General features: G+C 75.1%; 15 protein-coding genes. 14 read left to right on the forward strand and 1 reads right to left on the reverse strand.

What is annotated here, in order from left to right:
- Positions 1–2: 2 nt before the first annotated feature.
- The 10 genes from ABZ693_RS10560 to ABZ693_RS10605 all read left to right on the forward strand — a co-directional run bounded on the left by ABZ693_RS10560 (position 3) and on the right by ABZ693_RS10605 (position 14624).
- The gene (locus ABZ693_RS10560) at positions 3–965 is read left to right on the forward strand and encodes a carbohydrate ABC transporter permease (RefSeq protein ID WP_359875413.1); all 963 of its coding nucleotides are present in this window, start codon (positions 3–5) and stop codon (positions 963–965) included.
- Between the two features lie 9 nt (positions 966–974).
- A complete protein-coding gene (locus ABZ693_RS10565) occupies positions 975–2294 on the forward strand; it encodes a 6-phospho-beta-glucosidase (protein ID WP_359875414.1) in 1320 nt (439 codons plus the stop codon).
- On the forward strand, positions 2291–3274 hold the full coding sequence (locus ABZ693_RS10570; protein WP_359875525.1) for an N-acetylglucosamine kinase: 984 nt from the start codon (positions 2291–2293) through the stop codon (positions 3272–3274). The genes ABZ693_RS10565 and ABZ693_RS10570 overlap by 4 nt, the downstream gene beginning before the upstream one ends.
- A gap of 362 nt (positions 3275–3636) precedes the next feature.
- Complete coding sequence (locus tag ABZ693_RS10575; protein ID WP_435842390.1) at positions 3637–5097, forward strand: GlnX family signal transduction membrane protein; 1461 nt, start codon at positions 3637–3639, stop codon at positions 5095–5097.
- A 218-nt stretch (positions 5098–5315) separates the two neighbouring features.
- Complete coding sequence (locus ABZ693_RS10580) at positions 5316–6404, forward strand: glutamate ABC transporter substrate-binding protein (protein WP_359875527.1); 1089 nt, start codon at positions 5316–5318, stop codon at positions 6402–6404.
- Positions 6405–6420: 16 nt separating this feature from the next.
- Positions 6421–7734 (forward strand): coiled-coil domain-containing protein, encoded by a 1314-nt coding sequence (locus ABZ693_RS10585; protein ID WP_359875415.1) that lies wholly within the window; start codon positions 6421–6423, stop codon positions 7732–7734.
- Positions 7735–7793: 59 nt separating this feature from the next.
- Positions 7794–10220 carry a serine/threonine-protein kinase gene (locus ABZ693_RS10590; RefSeq protein WP_359875416.1) on the forward strand — a complete coding sequence of 809 codons (2427 nt, stop codon included), beginning with the start codon at positions 7794–7796 and terminating at the stop codon, positions 10218–10220.
- A gap of 2 nt (positions 10221–10222) precedes the next feature.
- The gene (locus tag ABZ693_RS10595; protein ID WP_359875417.1) at positions 10223–11608 is read left to right on the forward strand and encodes a PP2C family protein-serine/threonine phosphatase; all 1386 of its coding nucleotides are present in this window, start codon (positions 10223–10225) and stop codon (positions 11606–11608) included.
- Between the two features lie 72 nt (positions 11609–11680).
- On the forward strand, positions 11681–13006 hold the full coding sequence (locus tag ABZ693_RS10600; RefSeq protein WP_359875419.1) for a vWA domain-containing protein: 1326 nt from the start codon (positions 11681–11683) through the stop codon (positions 13004–13006).
- Positions 13007–13052: 46 nt separating this feature from the next.
- Positions 13053–14624, forward strand: a complete 1572-nt coding sequence (locus ABZ693_RS10605; RefSeq protein WP_359875420.1) for an FHA domain-containing protein — start codon at positions 13053–13055, stop codon at positions 14622–14624.
- Positions 14625–14642: 18 nt separating this feature from the next.
- Here ABZ693_RS10605 and ABZ693_RS10610 read toward each other — a convergent pair whose 3' ends face one another.
- Positions 14643–15563: a methyltransferase domain-containing protein gene (locus ABZ693_RS10610; RefSeq protein WP_359875421.1), complete on the reverse strand. Its 921-nt coding sequence runs from the start codon at positions 15561–15563 to the stop codon at positions 14643–14645.
- Positions 15564–15846: 283 nt separating this feature from the next.
- Between ABZ693_RS10610 and ABZ693_RS10615 the strand changes: the two genes are divergently transcribed.
- The 4 genes from ABZ693_RS10615 (at position 15847) to ABZ693_RS10630 (ending at position 23722) form a co-directional block, all read left to right on the forward strand.
- The gene (locus ABZ693_RS10615; protein WP_359875422.1) at positions 15847–16251 is read left to right on the forward strand and encodes a globin; all 405 of its coding nucleotides are present in this window, start codon (positions 15847–15849) and stop codon (positions 16249–16251) included.
- A gap of 234 nt (positions 16252–16485) precedes the next feature.
- A complete protein-coding gene (locus tag ABZ693_RS10620) occupies positions 16486–19806 on the forward strand; it encodes an FtsX-like permease family protein (protein WP_359875423.1) in 3321 nt (1106 codons plus the stop codon).
- A 77-nt stretch (positions 19807–19883) separates the two neighbouring features.
- The gene (locus tag ABZ693_RS10625) at positions 19884–22718 is read left to right on the forward strand and encodes an FtsX-like permease family protein (protein WP_359875424.1); all 2835 of its coding nucleotides are present in this window, start codon (positions 19884–19886) and stop codon (positions 22716–22718) included.
- Entirely contained in the window at positions 22715–23722 is a 1008-nt protein-coding gene (locus ABZ693_RS10630; RefSeq protein WP_359875425.1) for an ABC transporter ATP-binding protein, read from the forward strand. Before ABZ693_RS10625 ends, ABZ693_RS10630 begins: the two co-directional genes overlap by 4 nt.
- Positions 23723–23733 lie beyond the last annotated feature (11 nt).

Raw genomic sequence — 23733 nt, forward strand, 5'->3', positions numbered from 1 at the left:
CGATGGGCCTTCTGTCCGACTCGTCGGAGGTACGGGAAGAGTCCGGGCCCCCGTCCCACGCGCCCCGGCGCCCCCGTACCCGAGTTCCCCGTACCCGCGCCCCCCGTACCCCCGCACCCCGTACCGCCCGCGCCGTCCGCCGAGCCGCCGTCCTGCACTGGATCGCGGTGCACGCGCTCGCCGTCGCCGCCACGCTGTTCTTCGTCCTCCCCTTCGTCTTCGTCCTCCTCACCTCGCTGATGAGCGACCAGCAGGCCCTCACCCGCGACCTCACCCCCGACACCTGGGCGTGGGGCAACTACACGGCCGTGCTCACCGACCCCGACTTCCTCCTCTGGTGGCGCAACAGCCTGCTGTACGCGGGACTCGGCACCGTCCTCACCGTGGTGTCGTCCGTCCCCGTCGCGTACGCGCTCGCCACCTTCCGCTTCCGCGGCGAACGGCTGGTCCTGACCCTGGTCGTCGCCACGATGATGCTGCCGCCGCAGGTCCTCGTCGTCCCGATGTACCTGTTCTGGGCCCGGCAGCTGGACCTGTCCGGCACCCTGTGGCCGCTGATCGTCCCGCTGGCCTTCGGCGACGCCTTCTCGATCTTCCTGCTGCGCCAGTTCCTGCTGACGATCCCCCGCGACTACCTCGACGCGGCCCGCGTCGACGGCTGCGGGGAACTGCGCGTCCTGCTCCGGATCGTGCTGCCGCTGGCGAAACCGGGCCTCGCCGCGATCGCGCTCTTCCAGTTCTTCGCCGCCTGGAACGACTACTTCGGGCCGCAGATCTACGCCTCCGAGAACCCGTCCGCGTGGACCCTGAGCTACGGCCTGGAGTCCTTCAAGGGCGTGCACCACACCGAATGGAATCTGACCATGGCCGCGACCGTCCTGGTCACGGCCCCCGTGATCCTCGTGTTCTTCCTCGCCCAGAAAGCCTTCGTCGAGGGAGTCACGCGCACCGGAGTGAAGGGTTAGCCGACTGATATGAAGCTCGCTGTCGTGGGGGGCGGCTCCACCTACACCCCCGAACTGATCGACGGGTTCGCGCGGCTGCGCGCGACCCTGCCCGTCAACGAACTCGTCCTCGTCGACCCGGCCGCCGACCGGCTCGGCCTGGTCGGCGGACTGGCCCGGCGGATCTTCGCCAAGCAGGGCCACGAGGGACGCATCGTCACCACCTCCGACCTGGACGCGGGCGTCGAGGGCGCCGACGCCGTCCTGCTCCAGCTGCGGGTCGGCGGCCAGGCCGCCCGGCAGCGGGACGAGACCTGGCCGCTGGAATGCGGCTGCGTCGGCCAGGAGACCACCGGCGCGGGCGGCCTCGCCAAGGCGCTGCGCACGGTCCCCGTGGTCCTCGACATCGCCGAACGCGTCCGCCGCACCAACCCGAACGCCTGGATCATCGACTTCACCAACCCGGTCGGCATCGTCACCCGGGCACTGCTCCAGGCCGGGCACAAGGCCGTCGGCCTGTGCAACGTGGCGATCGGCCTCCAGCGGAAGTTCGCCGCGCGGCTCGGCGTCGACCCGTCCGCCCTCCACCTCGACCACGTCGGCCTCAACCACCTGACCTGGGAGACCGGGGTACGGCTCGGCGGGCCCGGGGGCGAGAACGTGCTGCCCCGGCTGCTCGCCGAACACGGCGACGCCATCGCCGACGACCTGCGGCTGCCGCGCTCCGTCCTCGACCGGCTCGGTGTCGTCCCCTCGTACTACCTGCGCTACTTCTACTCCCACGACGCCGTCGTCGAGGAACTGCGCACCAAGCCGTCGCGGGCCGCCGAGGTCGCGGAGATGGAGCGGCGGCTCCTGGAGATGTACGGGGACCCGGCGCTCGACGAGAAGCCGGAGCTGCTCGCCAAGCGGGGCGGCGCCTTCTACTCGGAGGCGGCGGTCGACCTGGCGGCGGCGCTGCTGGGCGGGACGTCCGGCGGCCGGGCGTCCGGTGGCGGGGCGTCCGGTGGCGGGGCGGCCGGCGGGGGGTCCCCGTACCAGGTGGTGAACACGTACAACAACGGCACGCTGCCCTTCCTGCCCGACGACGCCGTGGTGGAGGTGCAGGCGGCGGTCGGGCCCAAGGGCGCGGTGCCGCTGCCGGTGCCGGCCCTCGACCCGCTGTACACGGGGCTGATCGCGCACGTCACCGCCTACGAGGACCTGGCCCTGGACGCGGCGCTGCGCGGCGGCCGGGACCGGGTGTTCAAGGCGCTGCTCGCGCACCCGCTGATCGGGCAGACCGATCAGGCGGACGGGCTGACCGACCGGCTGATCGCGCACAACCGGGAGCATCTGGCGTGGGCGTGAACCTGAACGGCGCGCTGCTCGCGATCGACGCGGGGAACAGCAAGACGGACGCGGCGGTGCTCGCACGTGACGGCACGGTCCTCGGCGAGGCGCGCGGCGGCGGGTTCCAGCCGCCGGTGGTCGGGGTCGAGGCGGCCGTCGACGTGCTCGCGGAGATCGTCGGGCGGGCGTGGGAGGCGGCGGGCGGCGGTGCCACCACCGCCCCTGCCTTCGGGCAGGTCGCCGCCTGCCTGGCGAACGCGGACCTGCCGGTCGAGGAAGAGGAGTTGGCGGCGGCGCTGACGGCGCGCGGCTGGAGCCGGTCGACCCGGGTCCACAACGACACCTTCGCGCTGCTGCGCGCCGGGGTCGACGAGCCGCGCGGGGTCGCCGTGGTGTGCGGCGCCGGGATCAACTGCGCGGGGATGCTGCCGGACGGGCGGACGGCCCGGTTCCCGGCGCTCGGGAAGATATCCGGGGACTGGGGCGGGGGCGGCGGGCTGGCCGAGGAGGCGCTGTGGTTCGCCGCGCGCGCCGAGGACGGCCGGGGCGAGGCCACGGCCCTGGCCCGCGCGCTGCCCGGGCACTTCGGGCTGCCGTCGGTGTACGCGCTGATCGAGGCGCTGCACCGGGGGCGGCTGCCGGCGGAGCGCCGGCACGAGCTGACGCCGGTCCTGTTCCGTACGAGCGCGGAGGGCGACCCGGTCGCGCGGTCGCTGGTGGACCGGCTCGCCGAGGAGGTCGTGGCGATGGCCGCGGTCGCGCTGGGGCGGCTCGGGCTGCTGGCCGACGAGGCGCCGGTGGTGCTCGGCGGCAGCGTGCTGGCGGCGCGTCACCCGCGGCTGGACGAGGGGATCGCCGAGCGGCTGGCGGCGAAGGCCCCGAAGGCGGTGATCCGGGTGGTGACGGCGCCGCCGGTGCTGGGCGCCGGGCTGCTCGCGCTGGACGCGGAGCGGGCGGGGCCCAAGGCGGCGGCGCGGCTGCGGGCGCACTACGCGTAGGCCGGGCGGCGGGGCTCGCCTGGTGCGCCGGACGTGGTGACGGACGTGACGTACGTGCCCGGTGTGACGTGCGAAGTGAGTGAGGCGGACGGGGCGTCACCTGGTGGTGCCCCGCACGCCTGTTCACTCCTTCGGGCGACAGCCGGGACGGAACCGAATCCGGTCCGCGGGCGTATTCAGAGTGTTGGGAGGAGAGGAGGGGTTCGCCTGCGGCAGCGGTGCGGACGTGGGGCAGGATAGGAACAAGATCGGGTCAATCCCGGTGTGGGGACCGGGACCTTGCCGCCATACTGCTGGCCGGGTCACCGTCCGCAAGCGACCGGCAGGACGGGGTCGACGTCGAAGACCGAGGGGGAGGTCACGTGACATACCCGCCGAACGCGCCCGCCGCCTCGGCGGCGCGGGGCACGAGCGGTGCGCCCGCGCAGCCGGGCGTCCAGGTGCCCGCGCAGCCGGGACCGCCGCCGCAGCCGGGCCGGACGCCCGACGCGGTGACAGCGGCCGGAGCGCACGAGACGCCCGGGCTGTGGCGGCAGGGCCGCGCCACGCTGCGCCGGGCCGCCACCACGGAGCCGGGCCGGCTGCGGATCCTGGGGACGGTACTGGCCCTGCTCGTGCTCGCGTTCGGCGCGGTCACGGCCTCCGAGGTCGCCTACCGCTCCTCGTACGCGGACGACGTGGTGGACCGCAGCCAGCCGCTGAGCGCGGACGCCGCCGACATATACCGCTCGCTCGCCGACGCGGACGCCACGGCGGCGAGTGCCTTCCTGGCCGGCCCGCAGGAGTCCGCGGACATCCGCAAGCGCTACACGGACGACATCGCCACGGCCTCCCGGCTGCTGGTGAAGGCCTCCGCGAGCACCGGCTCCGACGGCACCTCGGCCCGTGAGATCACCACCCTCAACGAGAACCTGCCGCGGTACACGGGCCTGATCGAGCGGGCCCGCGCCGCCAACCGGCAGGGTCTGCCGCTCGGCGGCGCGTATCTGCGGTACGCGAACCAGACGATGAGCCTCCAGCTGCTGCCGGCCGCCGAGCGGCTGTACGCGGCGGAGACGGCGCGGCTCCAGCAGGACGACGACGCGGCCCGCACCTGGCCGTTCCTGTCGATCGTCCTCGGAGCGATGGCGCTGACCGTGCTGTTCCGGGCGCAGCGCCGCGACTACCGGAGAACGAACCGGGTGTTCAACCAGGGTCTGCTGGCCGCGTCGGCGGCCTGCGTGGCCGCGGTGGTGTGGCTGGTGGTCGGACACGGGCTGGCCCGGGCCGGGCTCGACGACGCCCGGGCGCACGGCCAGGAGTCCCTCCAGGTGCTCAACCAGGCCCGGATCCACTCCCTGAAGGCCCGCGCCAACGAGAACCTGGCCGTGGTCGCGCGCGGCGCCGTGCTCACCGAGGACGGCAAGACCGACAAGTACGAGGCCGACTACGCCGGCAGCATGGCCGCTCTGACCTCGGACCTGAAGGACGCCGCCCGGCTCGCCGACGACGCCACCGGTGCGGACCCGCTGACCGAGGCCACGAAGCGGACCGCGGAGTGGCGCGAGCGGCACACGCGGGCCCGGAAGCTGGACGACGAGGGCGACTTCACCGGAGCGATGAACCTGATCACCGGCACCGCGCTGTCCACCGGGCAGTCCTTCGACCAGGTCGACGCGGCGCTGGGCCGGGCCCTCGCCCACGAGCAGAACGAGTTCACCCGCGCCGCCGACGGCGGCCGGGACGCGCTGACCGGGCTGCCGCTGGGGGTGGCGGCGCTGGGCGTGCTCGCCGCGGCCGGAGTGGTCGTCGGCGGCAACCGCAGACTGTCGGAGTACCGGTGAGAGGGGGAGCCATGCCGGACGATGTCGAGCAGAAGGTCGAGACGGGACGGGTGCCGGACGGCACCCCCCAAGGCGGCGCCGACGCGCGCCCGCCCCGCCCGCGCCGGGTGGCCGGCCATGGCGCGGAGAGCGGCGCGGACGGAGGCGTTCCGGCGTACACCGGGGCCGGGGAAGCGGAGCCGGCCGGCGAGCCGGACCCGGAGCCGGTGACGGTGACCATGACCGCTCCCGTACGGGCGGACGGCCGGGGCGGCGGCGGGCGGCGCCTGGCGCGCCGGCTGCGCGGCTGGGGCGGAGTGGCCTCGATGGGAGTGGCGTGCGCGCTGACGGCGTCGCTCGCGCTCGTCGCGCTGCCGCACGCCGGTTCCGGGGCCCCGCACGGCCCGGGGCAGGGCGCCGTGGCGGGCGCGGGCACACCGCCGCGGGCGGCGGACGCCGACTCCTGCCGTGACCCCGAGGCGTCGCTGAGCCCGTCGAGCGTCGACGGCCCCTCGGTCACCCTGATCAAGGCGCGCGGCAAGCTCGTCGTCGGCGTCGACCAGTCCAGCTACAACTGGGGCTTCCGCACCCCGCCGACCGTCGCCCGGCAGCCCGACGGGGCGATCCGGGAGATCCCCGGCGAGCTGCGCGGCTTCGACATCGACCTGGCCCGGGCCATCGCCAAGGACATCCTCGGCGACGAGGACAAGATCGTCTTCCGCACCATCCCGACCAACCAGCGGATCGCCGCCCTGGAGTCCGGCAAGGTCGACCTCGTGGTGCGCACGATGACGATCAACTGCAAGCGGGCCGAGCAGGTCGCCTTCTCCACCGCCTACTTCCAGGCCGGGCAGCAGGTCCTCGCGCCCAAGTCCTCCCTGATCACCGGCTACGACCACTCGCTGGCCGGCAAGCGGGTGTGCACCGCCGAGGGCTCCACGGCCTACGAGGCGCTGGACGAGCAGTCGTTCGGCGCGGTCTACCAGGACAAGGGCGACGGCACCAAGGGCGACCCGGATCTGCTGACCGTGCCCAACCAGCTGGACTGTCTGGCCCGGCTCCAGCTGGGCGAGGTCGACGCGGTCGTCACGGACAACGCGCTGGCCGCCGGCCAGGCCGCCCAGGACCCGGCGGTCGAGCTGAAGGGCAAGCCGTTCACCACCGAGTACTACGGGGTGGCCGCCAAGCTCGGGAACGACGACCTGGTCCGCCGGGTCAACCAGGTGCTCGTGCAGTTCCGGCAGGGCCCCTGGCAGAAGGCGTACGAGACCTGGCTGAAGGCGGACCTGCCCGGGATATCCGGACCGCCCGCCCCGAAGTACAAGTAGAACGGAGAGGTGATCGATGGGCGTCACGGGACCCCCCGGGCCGGCCATGGACCGGGACGAGGTGGACCGTGCGCTGGCGCGGCTCGGCGCGGAGCACAAGGCGGTCGAGGACTCGCTCCTCGCGCTCCAGGACCACGCCGGCCGCAGGCTGCTCGAAGGCGCCGAGCTGACCGGGACGACCCGGGAGCGCTGGCAGCGCACCGAGCGGACGATCACCGTGCTGTGGGCGTGCTTCGAGGCGTACACGGCCGCCCTGCACTCCGCCCGTGAGGTGCGGTCCCGGCGGCGGTGGCCCGGCAAGGAGGAACTGACCGAGCTGACCGGTCTGCTGCGCGGGGACCATGTGCAGGTGCCGGGCGGGGCGGGCGACCAGGCCGCGCTGACCGAGTCGTTCACCCTGGAGGGCCTGGTCGCGCGGATGAACGAGCTGTACGCGCGCTCGCTCGACGTGGTGGTGACGGCCGACGCCGTCTGGTCGGCGCTGCCCGCCCGGATAGACCTGCTCGCCGCCGAGCTGGGCCGGACGCGTTCGCTGGCGCACTCGGTCGGGGTGCGGCCCGGGGAGCATCCGGCCGGCGACGAGCTGGCGGAGATCACGGCCGAGCTGGCGGCGATGCGCGCCCAGGTGGTGTCGGACCCGCTGGCGTTCTGGCGTTCCGCCGGGGGCAGTTCGGCGCCCGGCGGCGGGCGGCCGGACACCGGCCGTTACGACCGGGCGGCCCTCGCCCTGGAGGACATCCGGCGCGAGATCGAGGCGGTGCTCCAGGTCCGGCAGGACTCGGAGGACCGGCTGCTGCGGCTGCGGGACGTGCTGTCGCGGGCGGACCGGACGCTCGCGGAGGCGCGGACGGCCCGGGGCGAGGTGCTGGCGAAGATCGCCGCCTCCGAGGTGCCGGCGGTCAGCGGGCCGCCGACCGCGCTCCAGGAGCGGCTGGCGACGGCCGCCGAGCACCGCCGGCACGCCCGCTGGCACCGGCTGTCGCCGCTGCTCGACGCCCTGGAGCGGGAGGCGGAGGACGAGTTGATCCGGGCCCGCGAGTCGCTGACGGCGGTCACCGCGCCGCTCGCGGTGCGCGCGGAGCTGCGCGGCAGGCTCGACGCGTACAAGGCGAAGGTGGCCCGGCTGGGCGCGGCGGAGGATCCGCTCCTTGTCGAGCGGTACGACGCGGCCCGCCGGATGCTGTGGAGCGCGCCCTGCGATCTGCGGGTCGCCGAGCAGGCGGTGCTGCGTTACCAGCGGGCCGCGGCGGACGCCCTGTCGGCGCCGCGGGATTCCGTCGAGCGCGCCGGCGGCGGGGATGGTACGGACGGCAGGGAGAGTCAGTGGTGAGCGGGGAGCCCCGAGTGAGCAGCTGTCAGCGTCCGTCGTGCGAGGGATCGTACGAGGACATGGGAGGCGGCGAGCTGTACTGCGACACCTGCGGGCTCGCCCCGGTCGTCGCGCCCAGTGGCGTGCTCGCGGCGAATCCGACGGGCGTCGCGGTGCCGGCCCGGGAGTCCGGCAGCAGTTCGGTGCGCAGCTCGCGCGCCTCGTCGCGGGCGTCGGCGCGGTCCTCGGCGTCGCGGCGGTCGGTGTCCGGGCGGCTGTCGCGGTCGCTGTCGGGGCAGAGCACGGCGCGTTCGGTGTCGGTGCGCAGCTCGGGTTCGAGCGGCGCCCAGTCGACCCGGGGCCGGCTCGGCGCGGGTCTGGTGACGATGCCGGGGGTGCCGCGCCCCGATCCGCGCGGGGCAGTGATGGCGAACCCGGAGGTCCCGGAGAGGAAGCGATTCTGCTCGCGGTCCGACTGCGGGGCCCCGGTGGGCCGTTCGCGCGGCGACCGGCCGGGCCGTACGGAGGGCTTCTGCACCAAGTGCGGCCACCCGTACTCCTTCGTGCCGAAGCTGGCCGCCGGGGACGTGGTGCACGGGCAGTACGAGGTGGTGGGCTGTCTCGCGCACGGCGGTCTCGGCTGGGTCTACCTGGCCGTCGACCGGGCGGTGTCGGACCGCTGGGTGGTGCTCAAGGGCCTGCTCGACACCGGTGACCAGGACGCCATGGCGGCGGCCATCTCGGAGCGCCGGTTCCTCGCCGAGATCGAGCACGCGAACATCGTCCGCATCTACAACTTCGTCGAGCACCTGGACCAGCGCACCGGCTCCCTGGACGGCTACATCGTCATGGAGTACGTGGGCGGCAAGTCGCTCAAGGAGATCGCCAACGAGCGCCGGACGCCCGACGGGCGGCGCGATCCGCTGCCGGTCGAGCAGGCCTGCGCGTACGGCATCGAGGCCCTGGAGGCGCTCGGCCATCTGCACAGCCGCAACCTGCTCTACTGCGACTTCAAGGTCGACAACGCGATCCAGTCCGAGGATCAGCTGAAGCTCATCGACATGGGCGCGGTCCGGCGGATGGACGACGACGAGTCGGCGATCTACGGCACGGTCGGCTACCAGGCGCCGGAGGTCGCGGAGCTGGGCCCGTCGGTGGCGAGCGACCTGTACACGGTGGCGCGCACCCTGGCCGTGCTGACCTTCGACTTCCAGGGCTACACGAACGTGTACGCGGACTCGCTGCCGGAGCCGGACGGCATCGAGGTGCTGCGGACGTACGAGTCGTTCTACCGCTTCCTGGTGCGCGCCACCGATCCGGACCCGGGGCGCCGGTTCGGCTCCGCGCAGGAGATGGCCGAGCAGCTGACGGGCGTGCTGCGGGAGGTCGTGGCGCTGCAGTCGGGCCGGCCGCGGCCCGCGCTCTCGACGCAGTTCGGCGCCGAGACGCGGGTGACGGACACCGAGCTGTTCGCCGAGCAGACCGACGACGTGTCGGTCCTCGGCGTCCGGCGGACCGACGGCGGATCGCGGCGCCGGCGGCGGTCGCTGCCGACGGCGGTGAGCGGCCGGGGCGGCGCGTTCCTGCGCCCGATGGACGTGCCCGCGACGACGCTGGCGCTGCCGGTGCCGCGGGTCGACGCGGGCGACCCCAACGCGGGTTTCCTCGCCGGTCTGCTGGCCGCCGCGCCCGCCGAGCTGATCACCGCCCTGCACGCGGCGCCGGTCAGCTCGCTCGAACTGCGGCTGCGCGAGCTGCGGGCCCGTCTGGAGATGGGCGACCTGGGGGCCGCCGGGCGGTCCCTCGCCGATCTGGAGCAGGGGTACGGCGACGACTGGCGGGTGGTCTGGTACCGCGGCGTCACCTCGCTCGCGACCGGCGACCGGGAGAGCGCGGCGCTCGCGTTCGACGCGATCTACGACGCGTTCCCGGGCGAGCCGGCGCCGAAGCTGGCGCTCGGGGTGTGCGCGGAGGTGCTGGGCCAGCTGGACAACGCGGCCGAGTACTACCGCCTGGTGTGGGCGACGGACCCGAGCTATGTGAGCGCCGCGTTCGGCCTCGCCCGGGTGCGGCTCGCGGCGGGCGACCGGGCGGGCGCGGTGCGGGTCCTGGAGTCCGTACCGGAGTCGTCCATCCACTACACGGCGGCGCGGGTCGCGGCGGTCCGGGCCCGGCTCCGGCGCCGGCCCGCGAACGAGCCGCTGGGGGCGGACCTGACGGCCGCCGCAGCGCAGGTCTCGGCACTCGCGGGCTTCGGGCTCGACGCGGTGCGCCGCGAACGGCTGGCGACCGAGGTGCTGGGCACGGCGCTCGACTGGGTGCTGTCCGGCAGTCCGGGCGCGGGCCCCGAGGGCACGCTGCTGCTGGGCAGCGAACTGGACGAGCGCGGACTGCGCTTCGGCCTGGAGCGTTCGTACCGGGTGCTCGCCCGGCTCGCCCAGCGGGGCGAGGACAGGATCGAACTGGTGGAGCGGGCCAACCGTTTCCGCCCCCGGACGTGGGTGTGAGTATGTCCCTGAAGCCCAAGCCCCCGCACCCCCTGGGCAGCTGCCCCGTGTGCGCGGAACCGCTCGAGTCGGGGGACCGTTTCTGCGGGGCGTGCGGTTACGACCTGTCGGCCGCCGCGCCGCGGCCCGACCGGCCGACGGTGCCGATTCCGCTGCCCGTGGACTGGCCCGAGGCACCGCCCCGGGACGTCCAGGCGCTGTCGACGGCGACCCAGCATCCCGGGGATCTGCCGGGCACCGACTCGGGAGGCGAGGAGCTGCCGGTGATTCCGGTACGGACGGACGAGGTTCCCGAGGCGCCCGAGGCGCCGGACGCCCCGGCGTCGGAGGGCGACTTCACGCTCGCCGCGCCCGATCCGCGCGCCGCGCTCCAGTCCGACACGGCCGACGCGGGCGGCGCGGGCGGCGCGGGCGACACAGCCGGCGCGGGCGCGTCGGCGGCCGGCCCGACCCCGGCGAGCGGTGCCGCCGCCGACACCCGGAAGGTGTGCGTGGCCTGCCGGACCGGCCGGGTGGACGCCGACGGCTACTGCGAGCACTGCGGGCACGCCCAGCCGCGCGAGCGCGACCACATGGAGCGGGAACTGCCGTCCGTGGCCGCCGTCAGCGACCGGGGCCTGCGCCACCACCGCAACGAGGACAGCTTCGCCGTCGCCGCCGCCACGCTGCCCGACGGCTCTTCCGCCGCCCTCGGCATCGTCTGCGACGGCGTCTCCTCGGCGACCCGCCCCGACGAGGCGTCCGCCGCGGCGGCCGCCGCCGCGTGCGCCGCTCTCGAAGCCGCGCTGCCGGCCGGCACCCATCCGCAGACGGCCATGCACGAGGCGATCGTGGCCGCCGCCGACGCGGTCAACGCCCTCGCGACGCCGCCCGCCGGCGACCGCGAGCACCAGAACGCCCCGGCCTGCACCATCGTCGGCTCGGTCGTCGCGGGCGGGCTGCTCATCGTCGGCTGGGTCGGCGACAGCCGGGCCTACTGGGTGCCCGACGACCGCTCGGTCCCGCCCGCCCGGCTCACCGAGGACGACTCGTGGGCCGCGCAGATGGTCGCGGCGGGCCTGATGACCGAGGCGCAGGCGTACGCGGACGAGCGGGCCCACGCCATCACCGGCTGGCTCGGCGCCGACGCGTACGAACTGGAGCCGCACACCGCCGCGTTCAAGCCGGACCGGCCGGGTGTGGTGCTGGTCTGCACCGACGGGCTGTGGAACTACGCGGAGGCCGCCGAGGACATGGCGCGGGTGCTGCCCGCCGACGCCTCGGACCGTCCGCTGCACGCCGCCCAGGTCCTGGTGGGCCACGCGCTCGACGGCGGCGGCCACGACAACATCACCGTCGCGCTGCTGCCGTTCGCGCTGCCGCCCGAGGAGGCGGAGCCCGCCGTCTGACGGACCGTCCGGCCCCCACCCCCCACACCTCTCCCGTTCTTCCTTCTCGTGAGCCGAGGAGCCGCATCTCTCATGGCCAACTTCTCCAAGCCGACCGGACCGCAGTTCTCGGTGGACGTGTACCAGAACGAGTTCCTGCCGGAGGGCGGCCGGGACGTCAACGCGATCGTCACGGTCACCGCGACCGGCGGCGGTACGTCGGGCGGTCTGCCCGACGCCGCCGCGGGCTCCGCCGCCGTCGTCCTCATGCTCGACTGCTCGGGTTCGATGGAGTACCCGCCGACCAAGATGCGCGGGGCGCGCGAGGCGGCGGCCGCCGCCATCGACACCCTGCGCGACGGCACCGCCTTCGCGCTGGTGGCCGGTACGCACGTGGCACGCGAGGTCTACCCGGGCAACGGGAGACTCGCCGTGGCCGACGGGCGCACCCGCGCCGAGGCCAGGCAGGCGCTGCGCGCGCTGACCGCGGGCGGCGGCACCGCCATCGGCACCTGGCTGCGCCTCGCCGACCGGCTGCTGTCCGCCGCCGAGGCGCCGATCCGGCACGGCATCCTGCTCACCGACGGCCGCAACGAGCACGAGGCACCCGCCGACCTGCGCGCCGCCCTGGAGGCCTGTACGGGCCGGTTCACCTGCGACGCGCGCGGGGTGGGCACCGACTGGGAGGTCGACGAGGTCCGGGGCATCGCCCGGACACTGCTCGGCACCGCCGACATCGTCGCCGACCCGGCCGGGCTCACGGCCGACTTCACGGCCATGATGGAGCACGTCATGGGCAAGGAGGTGGCGGACGTCGCGCTCCGCCTGTGGACCCCGGTGGGGGTGGAGATCTCCCTGGTGAAGCAGGTGGCCCCGACGGTCGAGGACCTGGCCGGCCGGCGCACCGGGGCGGGCCCGCGGGCCGGCGACTACCCGACCGGTTCCTGGGGCGACGAGTCCCGCGACTACCACGTCTCGGTCCGCGTCCCCGAGGCCGCGGTCGGCCGGGAGATGCTGGCCGCCCGGGTCTCGCTGGTCGTCCCGGACCCGGCGGGCGGGGCGCCGGCGACGCTGGGGCAGGGGCTGGTCCGGGCGGTGTGGACGGACGACATGGTCATGTCCACCGCCATCAACGCGCAGGTGGCGCACTACACCGGCCAGGCGGAACTCGCCGATGTGATCCAGCAGGGACTGGACGCCCGCAAGTCCGGTGACCACGACGGGGCGACGGCCAAACTGGGCCGGGCCGTGCAGCTCGCCGCGGCCTCCGGCAACGCCGATACCGCGAAACTGCTTTCGAAGGTGGTGGACGTGGTCGACGCCGCGACGGGTACTGTGCGTTTGAAAGCGAAGGTCGCGGAAGCGGACGAGATGACTCTTGAGACGCGCTCCACCAAGACCGTTCGTGTGAAGAAGTAGCCCGTTGCCCGGCAGGGCACGGACGACGAGAGGGGGAAGCACCGACATGCCTACCTGCCCGAACGGACACCAGTCGGTCTCCGATGACTGGTGCGAGGTCTGCGGCCACCGTATGGCGGCCGGGGCGGGTGCGCCGACGGGTGCCGTTCCGCAGCCTCCCCCGCCGCCGCCCGCCTACGGCTACCCCGGACCGGGCGGCCCGGCGGGTCCCGGCGGCCCGGGCCCCGGCCCTGCCGTACCCGGCCCTTCCGGCATGTCCGGCCCTCCCGGTATGCCCGGTCCTGGCATGTCCGGCCCTCCCGGTATGCCCGGTCCCGGCATGTCCGGCCCTCCCGGTATGCCCGGCCCCGGCGGACCCGGTATGCCCGGCGCGCCCGGCGGCCCCGGCCCGTACGATCCGGGCGCGACCGCCCAGGCCGAGCTGTGCCCGCAGTGCCGCACCCCGCGCGAGCCGATGGCTCCGTTCTGCGAGGAGTGCCGCTGGAACTTCCTCACGAACACGGCGACCTCGTACACCCCGATCTCCCCGAACTCCCCGAACTCCGGCCCGGCACCGGGGGGCGCCGGCCTGCCGCCGGGCTTCCAGACCCCGCCGGGACCCCCGGCCCCGCGGCCCGCGGACCCGTTCGAGTACCAGGGCTCGCGCCCCTCGCAGGTGAACCGTCCGGCGGAGCCGCTGAGCACCGACCCGACGCACCAGCAGGCACCGGCGCAGCGCCCGCCGATGGCCGGCCCGCCGGCGTCCCCGGCCCCCGGCCCGGGCCCGGCCCCCCAGCCGCCGCAGGGATTCCCGCCGCCGCAGGCACCGCAGGCGTTCCCGCCGGCCCCGCCCGCGCCGGGTCCCGGCATGCCCCCGCCGCCCGCGCCGCACGGCAACGACGACTGGCTGCTCCCTCCCCCGTCGCAGCCGGAGCCCCCGGCGCCCGCCGCGGCGCAGCCGGCCCCGCCCGCGCCGCCCGCGCCCGGCCCCATGGCCCCGCCCCCGCTGCCCGGCCAGGGCGGCCCGGTGCCGCCGCCCGGTCCGCAGTCCTTCGGCCCCGGAGCCCCCGGCCCACACGGTCCCGGCGCGCCCGGTCCGCATGGTCCTGGCGCCCCCGGCCCGCAGTCCTTCGGTCCCGGGCCCGGGGCTCCGCAGGGCCCCGGGATGCCGGGGATGCCCGCGCCGCAGCAGGGACCGCCCGCGCCGTTCCAGCAGCAGCAGCCCGCCCCGCCCGCCGGGTGGACCGCGGTGATCGGCCCGGACCGCGACTACTTCATGGCGATGATGCAGCGCAGCGGCCCGGAGGCGACGGGGCTCAACATGCCCGCGTACTCCCCCGAGCAGCGGATCAGCCTCCAGGGCAGCCAGGTCAGCATCGGCCGCCGCCGGCACTCCACCGGCGAGTCGCCCGACGTCGACCTGTCGGTCCCGCCGGAGGACCCGGGCGTCTCGCACCAGCACGCGGTTCTCGTGGCGCAGCCCGACGGCTCGTGGGCGGTGGTGGACCAGAACTCCACCAACGGCACCACGATCAACGGCTCGCCCGACCCGATCCAGCCCTATGTGCCGGTGCAGCTCACGGACGGCGACCGGGTGCACGTCGGCGCCTGGACGACGATCACGGTCCGCCGCGGCTGACCCGACGAAGACGTTCCGTCACGCGTAGTCCGGCAGCGGCCAGGCGTGCGGCCCCTCGGGGTCGTCCAGCCAGGCCCACTGCCGGCCGGCGCGCAAGGTCACCCCGAAGCGCTCCCGCTCCGGCCGCCCCTCGTGGTGCCAGAGCGTGAGCGCTTCGCGCGGTTCCAGGGCCTGTCCCGCGAGCCCGGCGAGGAAGCCGGCCTCGTCGTCGTACACCTCGGGGTACGGCTCCGCGGACCGCTGTCCGGGCGGGCGCGCGCCGCCGCCGCGCAGCGGGACGAAGTACGCGGAGGTGGCCAGGAACCGTCCTTCCGCGTGGTCCGGTCCGCGCACGGTGAGCAGGATCAGCCCGGTGGACAGCGGGGCGAGGATCCGCGCGCCGGGGCGGCACTGGGCGAGCCAGCCGGCCGGGATCGCGGGCATCTCGCAGGTCGCGACGATCCGGTCGTACGGGGCGCGCTCGCGGCAGCCGCGGGCGCCGTCGCCGGTGAGCACGGCGGGCCGATGGCCGGCGGCGGCCAGATGGGCCCGGGCGGATTCGGTGATCTCCTCGTCCAGGTCGACGGTGGTGACATGGCCGTCGCCGAGCCGGTGGCCGAGCAGCGCCGCGTTGTAGCCGGTGCCCGCGCCGATCTCCAGGACGTCGTGGCCGTCGCCGGGGCCGAGCGCTTCGAGCATCCGGGCCATCAGGGACGGCTGGCTGGCCGAGGAGACGAGTTCGCCGTCGCGGACCCGGGTGGCGAGGGCGGTGTCCTGGTGGGCGCCGCGCAGCCAGCGGGCGCGGCGGGCGGGGTCGGGGTCGCCGGACCAGAGGCGTTCGTAGCCGGCCGGGCCGGGGACGTAATACGCGGGGACGAAGAGATGGCGCGGCACCTCGGCGAAGGCGGCCCGCCAGGCCGGGTCGCGCAGCGCGCCGACGGCCTCGATCCGGCGCACCATCGCGCGCCGCTCCGCCGCGGCCGCCTCGGCGAACGGGTCGGGCGCGCTCCCTGTGGCCCCGGAGCTCCCCGTACTCCCGGCGCCTCCCGTACCTCCCGTACCTTCCGCGTCTCCCGTACCCCCGGGGCCTCCGCCACCCCGCGGGTCCTCCGTACCCCTCGTGCCCCTCATACCCCGCTCGTCTCGCATGTCTCCACTCTCCTGCCGCGGGCGCCGGCGAGCGATTCCGGCCACAGCGTCCGGACCCCCGTTCCTTCCCCGGAGCGTCTGAGACGATTGACGGGTGAACGAGATTCCGCGCGACACGCTTCAGGAGCAGACCTTCTACGAGCGGGTGGGTGGCGAGGAGACCTTCCGGCGCCTGGTCCACCGGTTCTACGAAGGAGTGGCCCAGGACCCGCTGCTGCGGCCGATGTACCCGGAGGAGGATCTGGGCCCGGCCGAGGAGCGGTTCGCGCTCTTCCTCATGCAGTACTGGGGAGGTCCGCGCACGTACAGCGAGCGCCGCGGCCATCCCCGGCTGCGGATGCGGCACATCCCGTTCACGGTGGACCGGGCCGCGCACGACGCCTGGCTGGGGCATATGCGGGTCGCGGTGGACGAGGCCGGGCTCGCGCCGGAGGACGAGCGGGAGCTGTGGGCGTACATGACGCACGCCGCCGCCGCGATGATCAACAGCGCCGGCTGACGGCCGCCGCGCCGCCCACCTCCCGCCCGCCATCCGCCCCCCCTTTCCGGCCACCTCCGTCCCTCCCCTCTGACCGCCCGCTCCCGGACGAACACATTCCGGTGACCGAACCCCGAATAACGGTCACGATCGGATCAAGGTGGGCCCACAGGCGGTTTCCAGACCCCTCCCCCTCTGACAGCATCCGATGAACGTTCGAGACTGAACGATCATGGTGTTTCAGGGGGGAACCGGGTGACGGGCTTTGTACTTCTGCGCGTCAGAGCGCATCGGCTGCTGCTCGCCGCCGCCCTGCTCGCCGTCCTTCTGACGACATCCGTACTCGCCACACTCGCCGCCTTCTCCGGCTCGATCGGCGACGCCGCGCTCCAGGGCACCCTGAAGGGCCGCTCGGCGCCCGCCGCCGCCCTCGTCGTCACCGGCCGGGTCCCGGCCGACCACCGGGCGAGCGCCGACGCCGCCGCCCGCAAGGGCGCGAAGGAGACCTTCGCCGGGCTGCCGGTGACCGTACGGAAGCTGGAGGCGTCCGGCCCGTACGCGCTGCCCCGCGAACTCCAGCCGCCGGCCGCCCGCTCCGGCGACCCGGACCTCACCCAGTTCGCCGCGCTCGACCGCTCCCGGCTCACCCTGGTCCGCGGCGCCTGGCCCAAGGCCGGCGCCCCCGCGGGCCCCGGCGACCCGGTCGAGAGCGCGATACCGGAGGAGGCCGCCCGCCGGCTGAAGATCACCCCCGGCACCGTCCTCGACCTCGCCGACCGGCTCGGCGGCAAGCCGCTGAAGACCCGGATCACCGGCGTCTACCGGCCCGTCGACACCGCCGACCTGTACTGGCAGCTCGACCCGGCGGGCGGGCGCGGCGTGAAGACCCTGGTCTTCACGACGTACGGACCGCTGGCCGCCGACCCCGCCGCCCTCACCTCCGGCCGGCTCACCACCGGCAGCACCTCGTGGCTGGGCGCCGCCGACTACAGCGGCGTCGACACCGGCCGGATGGAGTCCCTGCACGCCTCCGCGACCGAGGCGCCGAAGGCGATCCTGGCCGACACGGCCGGCTTCGGCACCACCGTCAACGTGTACACCTCGCTGCCGACCGTCCTGGAGCAGACCGACCGGGCACTGCTCGTGTCCCGCTCCACCCTGTCGATCGTGGCCGTGCAGCTCGTGCTGCTCGCCGCGTACGCGCTGCTCCTGGTGGCCCGACTGCTCAGCACCGAACGCTCCGGCGAGACCGAACTGCTGCGCGCCCGCGGCGCCTCGCGCGCCCGGATCACCGGACTCGCCACCGTCGAGGCGCTGCTGCTCGCGCTGCCCGCCGCCGTCGCCGCCCCGCTGCTCGCGCACCCGCTGACGCGGCTGTTCGCCGACCGCACCGCGCTCGACGCGCTCGGCCGGCTCGACGTCGTACCGTCACCCACGGTGTGGCTGGTCGCGGCCGGCGTCGCGCTGTGCTGCGCCGCGGCCGTCGTCGCCCCGGCGCTGGCCGCCGGCGACGGCACCGCCATCTCGCTGCGCAAGGGCCGGGACGCCGCGCTGCCCGCGTCCGTCAAGGCCGGCGCCGACATCGCCCTGCTGCTCATCGCGGGCATCGCCTACTGGCAGCTGAACCGGCAGTCGGGCAGCGGAGCCGGGGCGCTGGCCGGCGACCGCTCCGGCGCTCTCGGCGTCGACCCGCTGCTCGTCGCCGCGCCCGCCCTCGCGCTGCTCGCCGGAACCGTCCTGACGCTGCGCCTGCTGCCGCCCGCCGCGAAGCTGGCCGAGCGGCGCGCCGCCGCCGGCCGCGGACTGCCCGCGGCGCTGGCCGGCTGGCAGTTCAGCCGCCGCCCGCTGCGCGGCGCCGGCCCGGTGCTGCTGCTGGTCCTCGCCGTCGCCATGGGCATGCTGGCGATCGGACAGAGCGACTCGTGGGACCGCTCGCAGCGTGACCAGGCCGACTTCAAGGCCGGCACGCCGGTACGGGTGCTGAGCGCGGGCCCCGGCGAACTCGCCGACACCGAACGCCTCGCGGCCGTGGACGGGGTCCGCGAGGTGGCGGCCGTCCACCGGGACACCACCGACCTCGCCGGCAAGCAGGCGACCCTGCTGGCCGTCGACACCCGGCGCGCCTCCGGCGGACTGCGCTTCCGCCCCGACCTCGCCGACGGCTCGCCCGGCGCCCGGCTCGCCGCCGTCACCCCGAAGCCGGAGAAGCAGGCCGGCATCCAGCTGCCCGCCGGTACCCGCGCGCTCACCCTCGACCTGCGCGACCAGGCGCCGAAGGGGACGCCGAGCACCCAGGTCACGGCCGTCCTGGAGGACGCGTACGGCATGCCGTTCCACCGGCTGATGGGCACCCTGCCGGCCGACGGACGCACGCACCGGCTCACCCTCGCGCTGCCCGAACTCGGCGACGCGCACGGCTTCTTCCTGTCCGGCCTCACCCTCGACGGCGCGGTCGACCAGGGCAGCGGCGGACAGCGGACGCTCTCCGTGGAGAAGGTCTCCTCCGTCCGTGCCGGGGGCGCCGAGCAGCCGATCGACGTCCGCGCCGCGCTGCCGGCCTGGAAGGCCGTGTACACGGTGAAGGGCGAGCCGGGCGAGGCACAGGCCACCCCGCTCCTCGGCCGGGCCACCGCCACCGCGCCGCTCACCGTCGGCTTCATGGCCGGCAGCACCAAGCGCAGCGACATGTGGGCCCGGCAGGACGCCTACACCGTGTCCCTCGACGCGCCCCGGCCCGTGCCGCCGAACCAGGTCCCGGCCATTGCGACCGACGCCTTCCTGACCGCCGTCGGCGCGAAGAAGGGCGAGGTCATCGAGGTCTCCTTCAACGGCAACACCCTCCAGGTGAAGATCGCCGACACGGTACGGGAGCTGCCCACCACCGGCCCCGGCGCCCGGTCCGTCGCCGTCACCTCGACGACCGCGACCCCGCAGGACGGCGGCGCGCTCCTGGTCGACCTGACCACCGCCAACCGGATGCTGTCCGGGCGGGACGCCGCGGCCCTCGCGCCCACCGAGTGGTGGCTGGACCCGAAGCCCGGACGTACCGACGAGGTCGTGAAGACCCTGCGGGCCCGCCCCGACACCGACCCCGCGCAGGTGGTCGTACGGGACGAGATCGCGGCCGAACTGCTCGGCGACCCGCTCGGCGCGGGCCCCAACTCGGCGCTGATGGCGGTCGCGGCAGCGGCCGCGGCGCTCGCCGCGGTCGGCTTCGCGGTCGGCTCGGCCGGCTCGATGCGGGAGCGGGCGCAGGAGTTCGGCGTGCTGCGCGCGCTGGGCGCGCCGCGCCGGCAGCTGGCCCGGCTGATCGCCGCCGAACAGGGCGTCCTGGTCGGCCTCGGCCTGGTGGTCGGTGTCGCGCTCGGCACGGTACTGACCCGGGCCGTCGTCCCGCTGATCGTCCTCACCGGACAGGCGGGCCGGCCGGTACCCGAGGTCCTGGTCGAACTCCCGGTGACGCACGTGCTGGTGCTGCTCGCGGGTGTGGCGGCGCTGCCGCTGGTCATCGTGGCGGCGATCGCGCTGCGCCGGAACGACCCGGCCGTCACCCTGCGCACGCAGGGGGACCACTGATGGCCGCCCCGGGTTCCCCCGCCCCCTCCTCGCCCGCTTCTCCCCCGTCCACTCCCGCCCGCGGAAAGGCGACCGCCATGTCCCGCAAGCCCGCCCGTGCCGTGGCGCCCTGGGTCCGGACCCGGTTGCGGACCGCGCCGGGCGCGGCGGTCTCCTTCGGGCTGCTCATCCTGGTCACGGCCTTCCTCGCCGCGGCCCTGCCGTGGACGGTCGACGCGTACGAGACGGACGGACTGCGGCACGCCATCACCGACGCGCCGCCCCGGCGCACCGCGATGACCATGACCACCAGGGCGTCGAGCAGCCTCGTCCCCGAGGCGCAGGCGACCGAACTCTCCCCGGCGAAGCTGCGCCAGCGGCGCGACAAACTGGTGCCACTGCTGCCGCAGCCGCTGCGCGTCGACCTCGCGGACTCGGCGTACGGGGCGCGCACCACGACCCGGCTGCCCACGCTCGACCCGTGGCTGCCCATGCCGGACGGCCTCCCGCCGGAGCTGGTCCTCGACGCTCCCTCCGCGCTGGCCGGCAACGCCCGGTACCTGTCCGGCCGCGCCCCCGGGGCGGGCAAGGACGGCGGCATGGAGGCCGCGGTCTCCGAGAACACCGCCAAGACACTGCACCTCAAGGCCGGTTCGGTCGTCCATGTGTCGGGCACCGACGGCAAGCCCAAGGCGATCACCATCACCGGTGTCGTCCGGCCGGTGGGCGTCAAGCGCGCGTTCTGGTCGTTCGATCCCACCCTGCACACGCCGGTCTACTCGATGAAGGGCAGCGTCGACGACCCCAAGTGGTACTGGATCGCCGCGCTGATCGTGTCGCCGGAGACCGCGCCGCAGTTCGTGAACACCCTCGGGGAGCCGGAGCAGTACTGGCGGTTCGCCCCCGAGGCGGGCCATCTCACCGCGCAGGACACCGACAAGCTCGCCGCGGCCCTCGCCTCGGTCGGCGCCGGCCCCGGTCTGGTGCGGATCCGTGACGTCCTCGGCGACAACGCCGGCTTCGGCACCGACCTGGACCTGGTGGTCGGCGGCTTCCGGGGACTGCGGGACTCCATCGCCTCGGTGGTGGCGGTCGCCGTGTTCGGGGTCGGCGCGGTCGCGGCCGTCGTCCTCCTCATGACGGGCGGCCTGTTCACCGCCCGCCGGCACCACGAACTGGCCCTGATGCGCTCCCGGGGCGCCTCCCTGGCAGGTATCGGCGGCCGGCTGCTCGGCGAGATGGCCGCCGTCGCCGTGCCCGCCGCGGTACTCGGCCTGGCCCTCGCGTTCGTGTTCACCGGCGCCTCGGCCGACCGGCTCGTACCGGGCTGCCTGGCGGCGCTCGCCGTCACCCTGATCGGCTGTCTCGTCGTCCCGCTGCGCGCGGTGTTCCTGCACCGCAGGCCGCAGCTGCACAGCGCGCGCGACGACCTGATCGTGGCCCGGCCGTCCCGGCGCCGTACGGTCGTCGAACTCACCTTCGTGGTCCTCGCGGTGGGCGCCGTCACCGCGCTGCGGCGCCGCGGCGTGGACGACACGGCCGGCGGCCCGGGCTCCGGCACCGACCCGAACGCGGTGGCCCCCTCCTCCGTCGACTACCTGGTCAGCGCGGCCCCGGTGCTCATCGCACTGATCGCCGCCTTCGTCCTCGTACGGCTGTATCCGCTGCCGCTGCGCTGGGCGGCCCGGCCCGCGCGCCGGCTGCGCGGCGCGATCGGTTTCCTGTCCCTCGCCCGGGCCGGCCGTTCCTCGGCCACCGGGGCGCTGCCGCTGCTGGCCCTCCTCGTGGCACTGACCACGGCCGCGTTCGGCGGCGCCGTGCTCACCGGCGTCGACGAGGCCCGCGACCACGCGGCCTACCTGGCGACCGGCGCGGACGCCCGGGTGAGCGGCGGCACGGGCTGGGCGCCGCTGGCCGCCGGGGTGGAGAAGACGGTCCGCGACTTCCCCGGGGTACGGGAGGTGTCGCCGGTCCAGGTCGAGCTCGGGCTCGAACTGCCGGCCCGTCCGGGCGTCGACGACACCGGCATGGGCGCCCCGCTGATCGGCGTCGAGCCCGGCTCGTACGCGCGGCTCGCGGACCGGCTCGACCTCGGGGCGTTCCCCGCCGGCCTGCTGAAGGACACCGGCACCGGCGGCCCCAAGGCGGTCGGCGACAACGAGCGGGTGGTCCCCGTGATCGCCTCGCCGAAGGTCGCCGAACGGCTCGGGGACAAGCCCCTGGAGATCATGGCGGCGGCCGGCCGGTTCCATGTGAAGGTGGTCGCCGTCCGCACGGTCACCCCGGCCCTGCCCGAGAAGGAATTCCTCCTCGTCAACGCCGCCGACCTGGTCAACCAGGCGCCCACCACGCTGCTCGTCACGGGCAAGGACGGGGCGCTCGACGGCAAGGCACTGCGCGCCGCGGTCCTCGCCAAGGACAAGTCCGGCTACGTGGGGCTGGCCTCCGAGAAGCGGGCCGGCACCGTCGAGTCGCCGCTCCAGACCGGTGCCGAACGGCTCTACCTGGTCGCCATCGCCGCCGGCGCCGGCTACGCCGTCCTCGCCCTGCTGCTCTCCCTGCTCCAGGCCGCACCCGAGCGCACCACGCTGCTCGCCCGGCTGCGCACCATGGGCCTGACCCGGAGCCAGGGCCGGCTGCTGCTCGCCCTGGAGGCGCTGCCGCAGGCACTGCCGGCGGCGGTGGGCGGCGTCGTGGTCGGCTGGGCGACGATCCAGCTGCTGTCGCCCGGCGTCGACCTGGCCCGGCTCGCGCTCGACGGCGCGACCTCGGAGGCCATGGAGCTGGGCGCGACCCTGCGGGCGGACGTGTGGTCGCTCGGTCTTCCGGCGGCCGGGGTGGTCGTGCTCGCGGCCGGGGCGGCCGTGACACAGGCCTGGTGGGCGGCCCGTAAGGGCTCGATCAAGGAACTCAGGGCAGGAGACGCACGATGACGACGACCTCGACAGCCTCGGGGGCTCCGGGAGCCTCGGACTCGAAAGCCTCGGCCGGGACCACGCTGGAGGAGCTGGAGCGGCGGGCCACCGCGCACCGCGAACGGCCCTCGTACGGCCATGACGCGCTGATCGCCTGCGACCGGCTGGTGCGCATCTTCACCACCGACGGGGTGGAGGTGCAGGCCCTCCAGGGCCTGGACCTGCTGGTGCAGAAGGGCGAGCTGATGGCCTTGGTCGGGGCGTCCGGCTCCGGCAAGTCGACCCTGATGAACATCCTGGCCGGGCTGGACATCCCGACCGCCGGCGCGGCCACCGTCGCGGGCTGCGACCTGCTCGCCATGGACGGCAAGGCGCGGCTGCGCTACCGCCGCGACGTGGTCGGCTTCGTCTGGCAGCAGACCGCGCGCAACCTGCTGCCGTATCTGACCGCCGTGCAGAACGTCGCCCTGCCCATGCAGTTGCGGGGCGGCAAGGGCGGCCGGTCCAGGGACATGGGCAAGCGGGCCGACGAGCTCCTGTCGATGCTCGGCATCGGCGACTTCCGCGACCGGCGCCCGGACCAGCTGTCCGGCGGCCAGCAGCAGCGGGTGGCCATCGCGGTCGCGCTCGCCAACGACCCGTCCGTGCTGCTGGCGGACGAGCCGACCGGTGAGCTGGACTCGGCCACCGGCGAGCAGATCTTCGCGGCGTTCCGGCGGGCGAACGAGGAGCTGGGCACGACGATCGTGATCGTCACCCACGACCAGAAGGTCGCCTCCGAGGTCCGCCGTACGGTCGCGATCCGCGACGGCCGGACCTCGTCGGAGGTGCTGCGGCGCACGGAGATCGACGCCGAGGGGCAGGAGTCGCTGGTGGCCCGGGAGTACGCGATGCTCGACCGGGCGGGCCGGCTCCAGCTGCCGGCGGAGTACACGGAGGCGCTGGAGATGCGGCACCGGGTGGCCCTGGAACTGGAGTCGGACCACATCGGGGTCTGGCCGGGCGACGACCAGGAGCGCTGATCCCCGTAACC

Source organism: Streptomyces laurentii (assembly GCF_040635425.1).
Lineage (GTDB): Bacteria > Actinomycetota > Actinomycetes > Streptomycetales > Streptomycetaceae > Streptomyces > Streptomyces laurentii.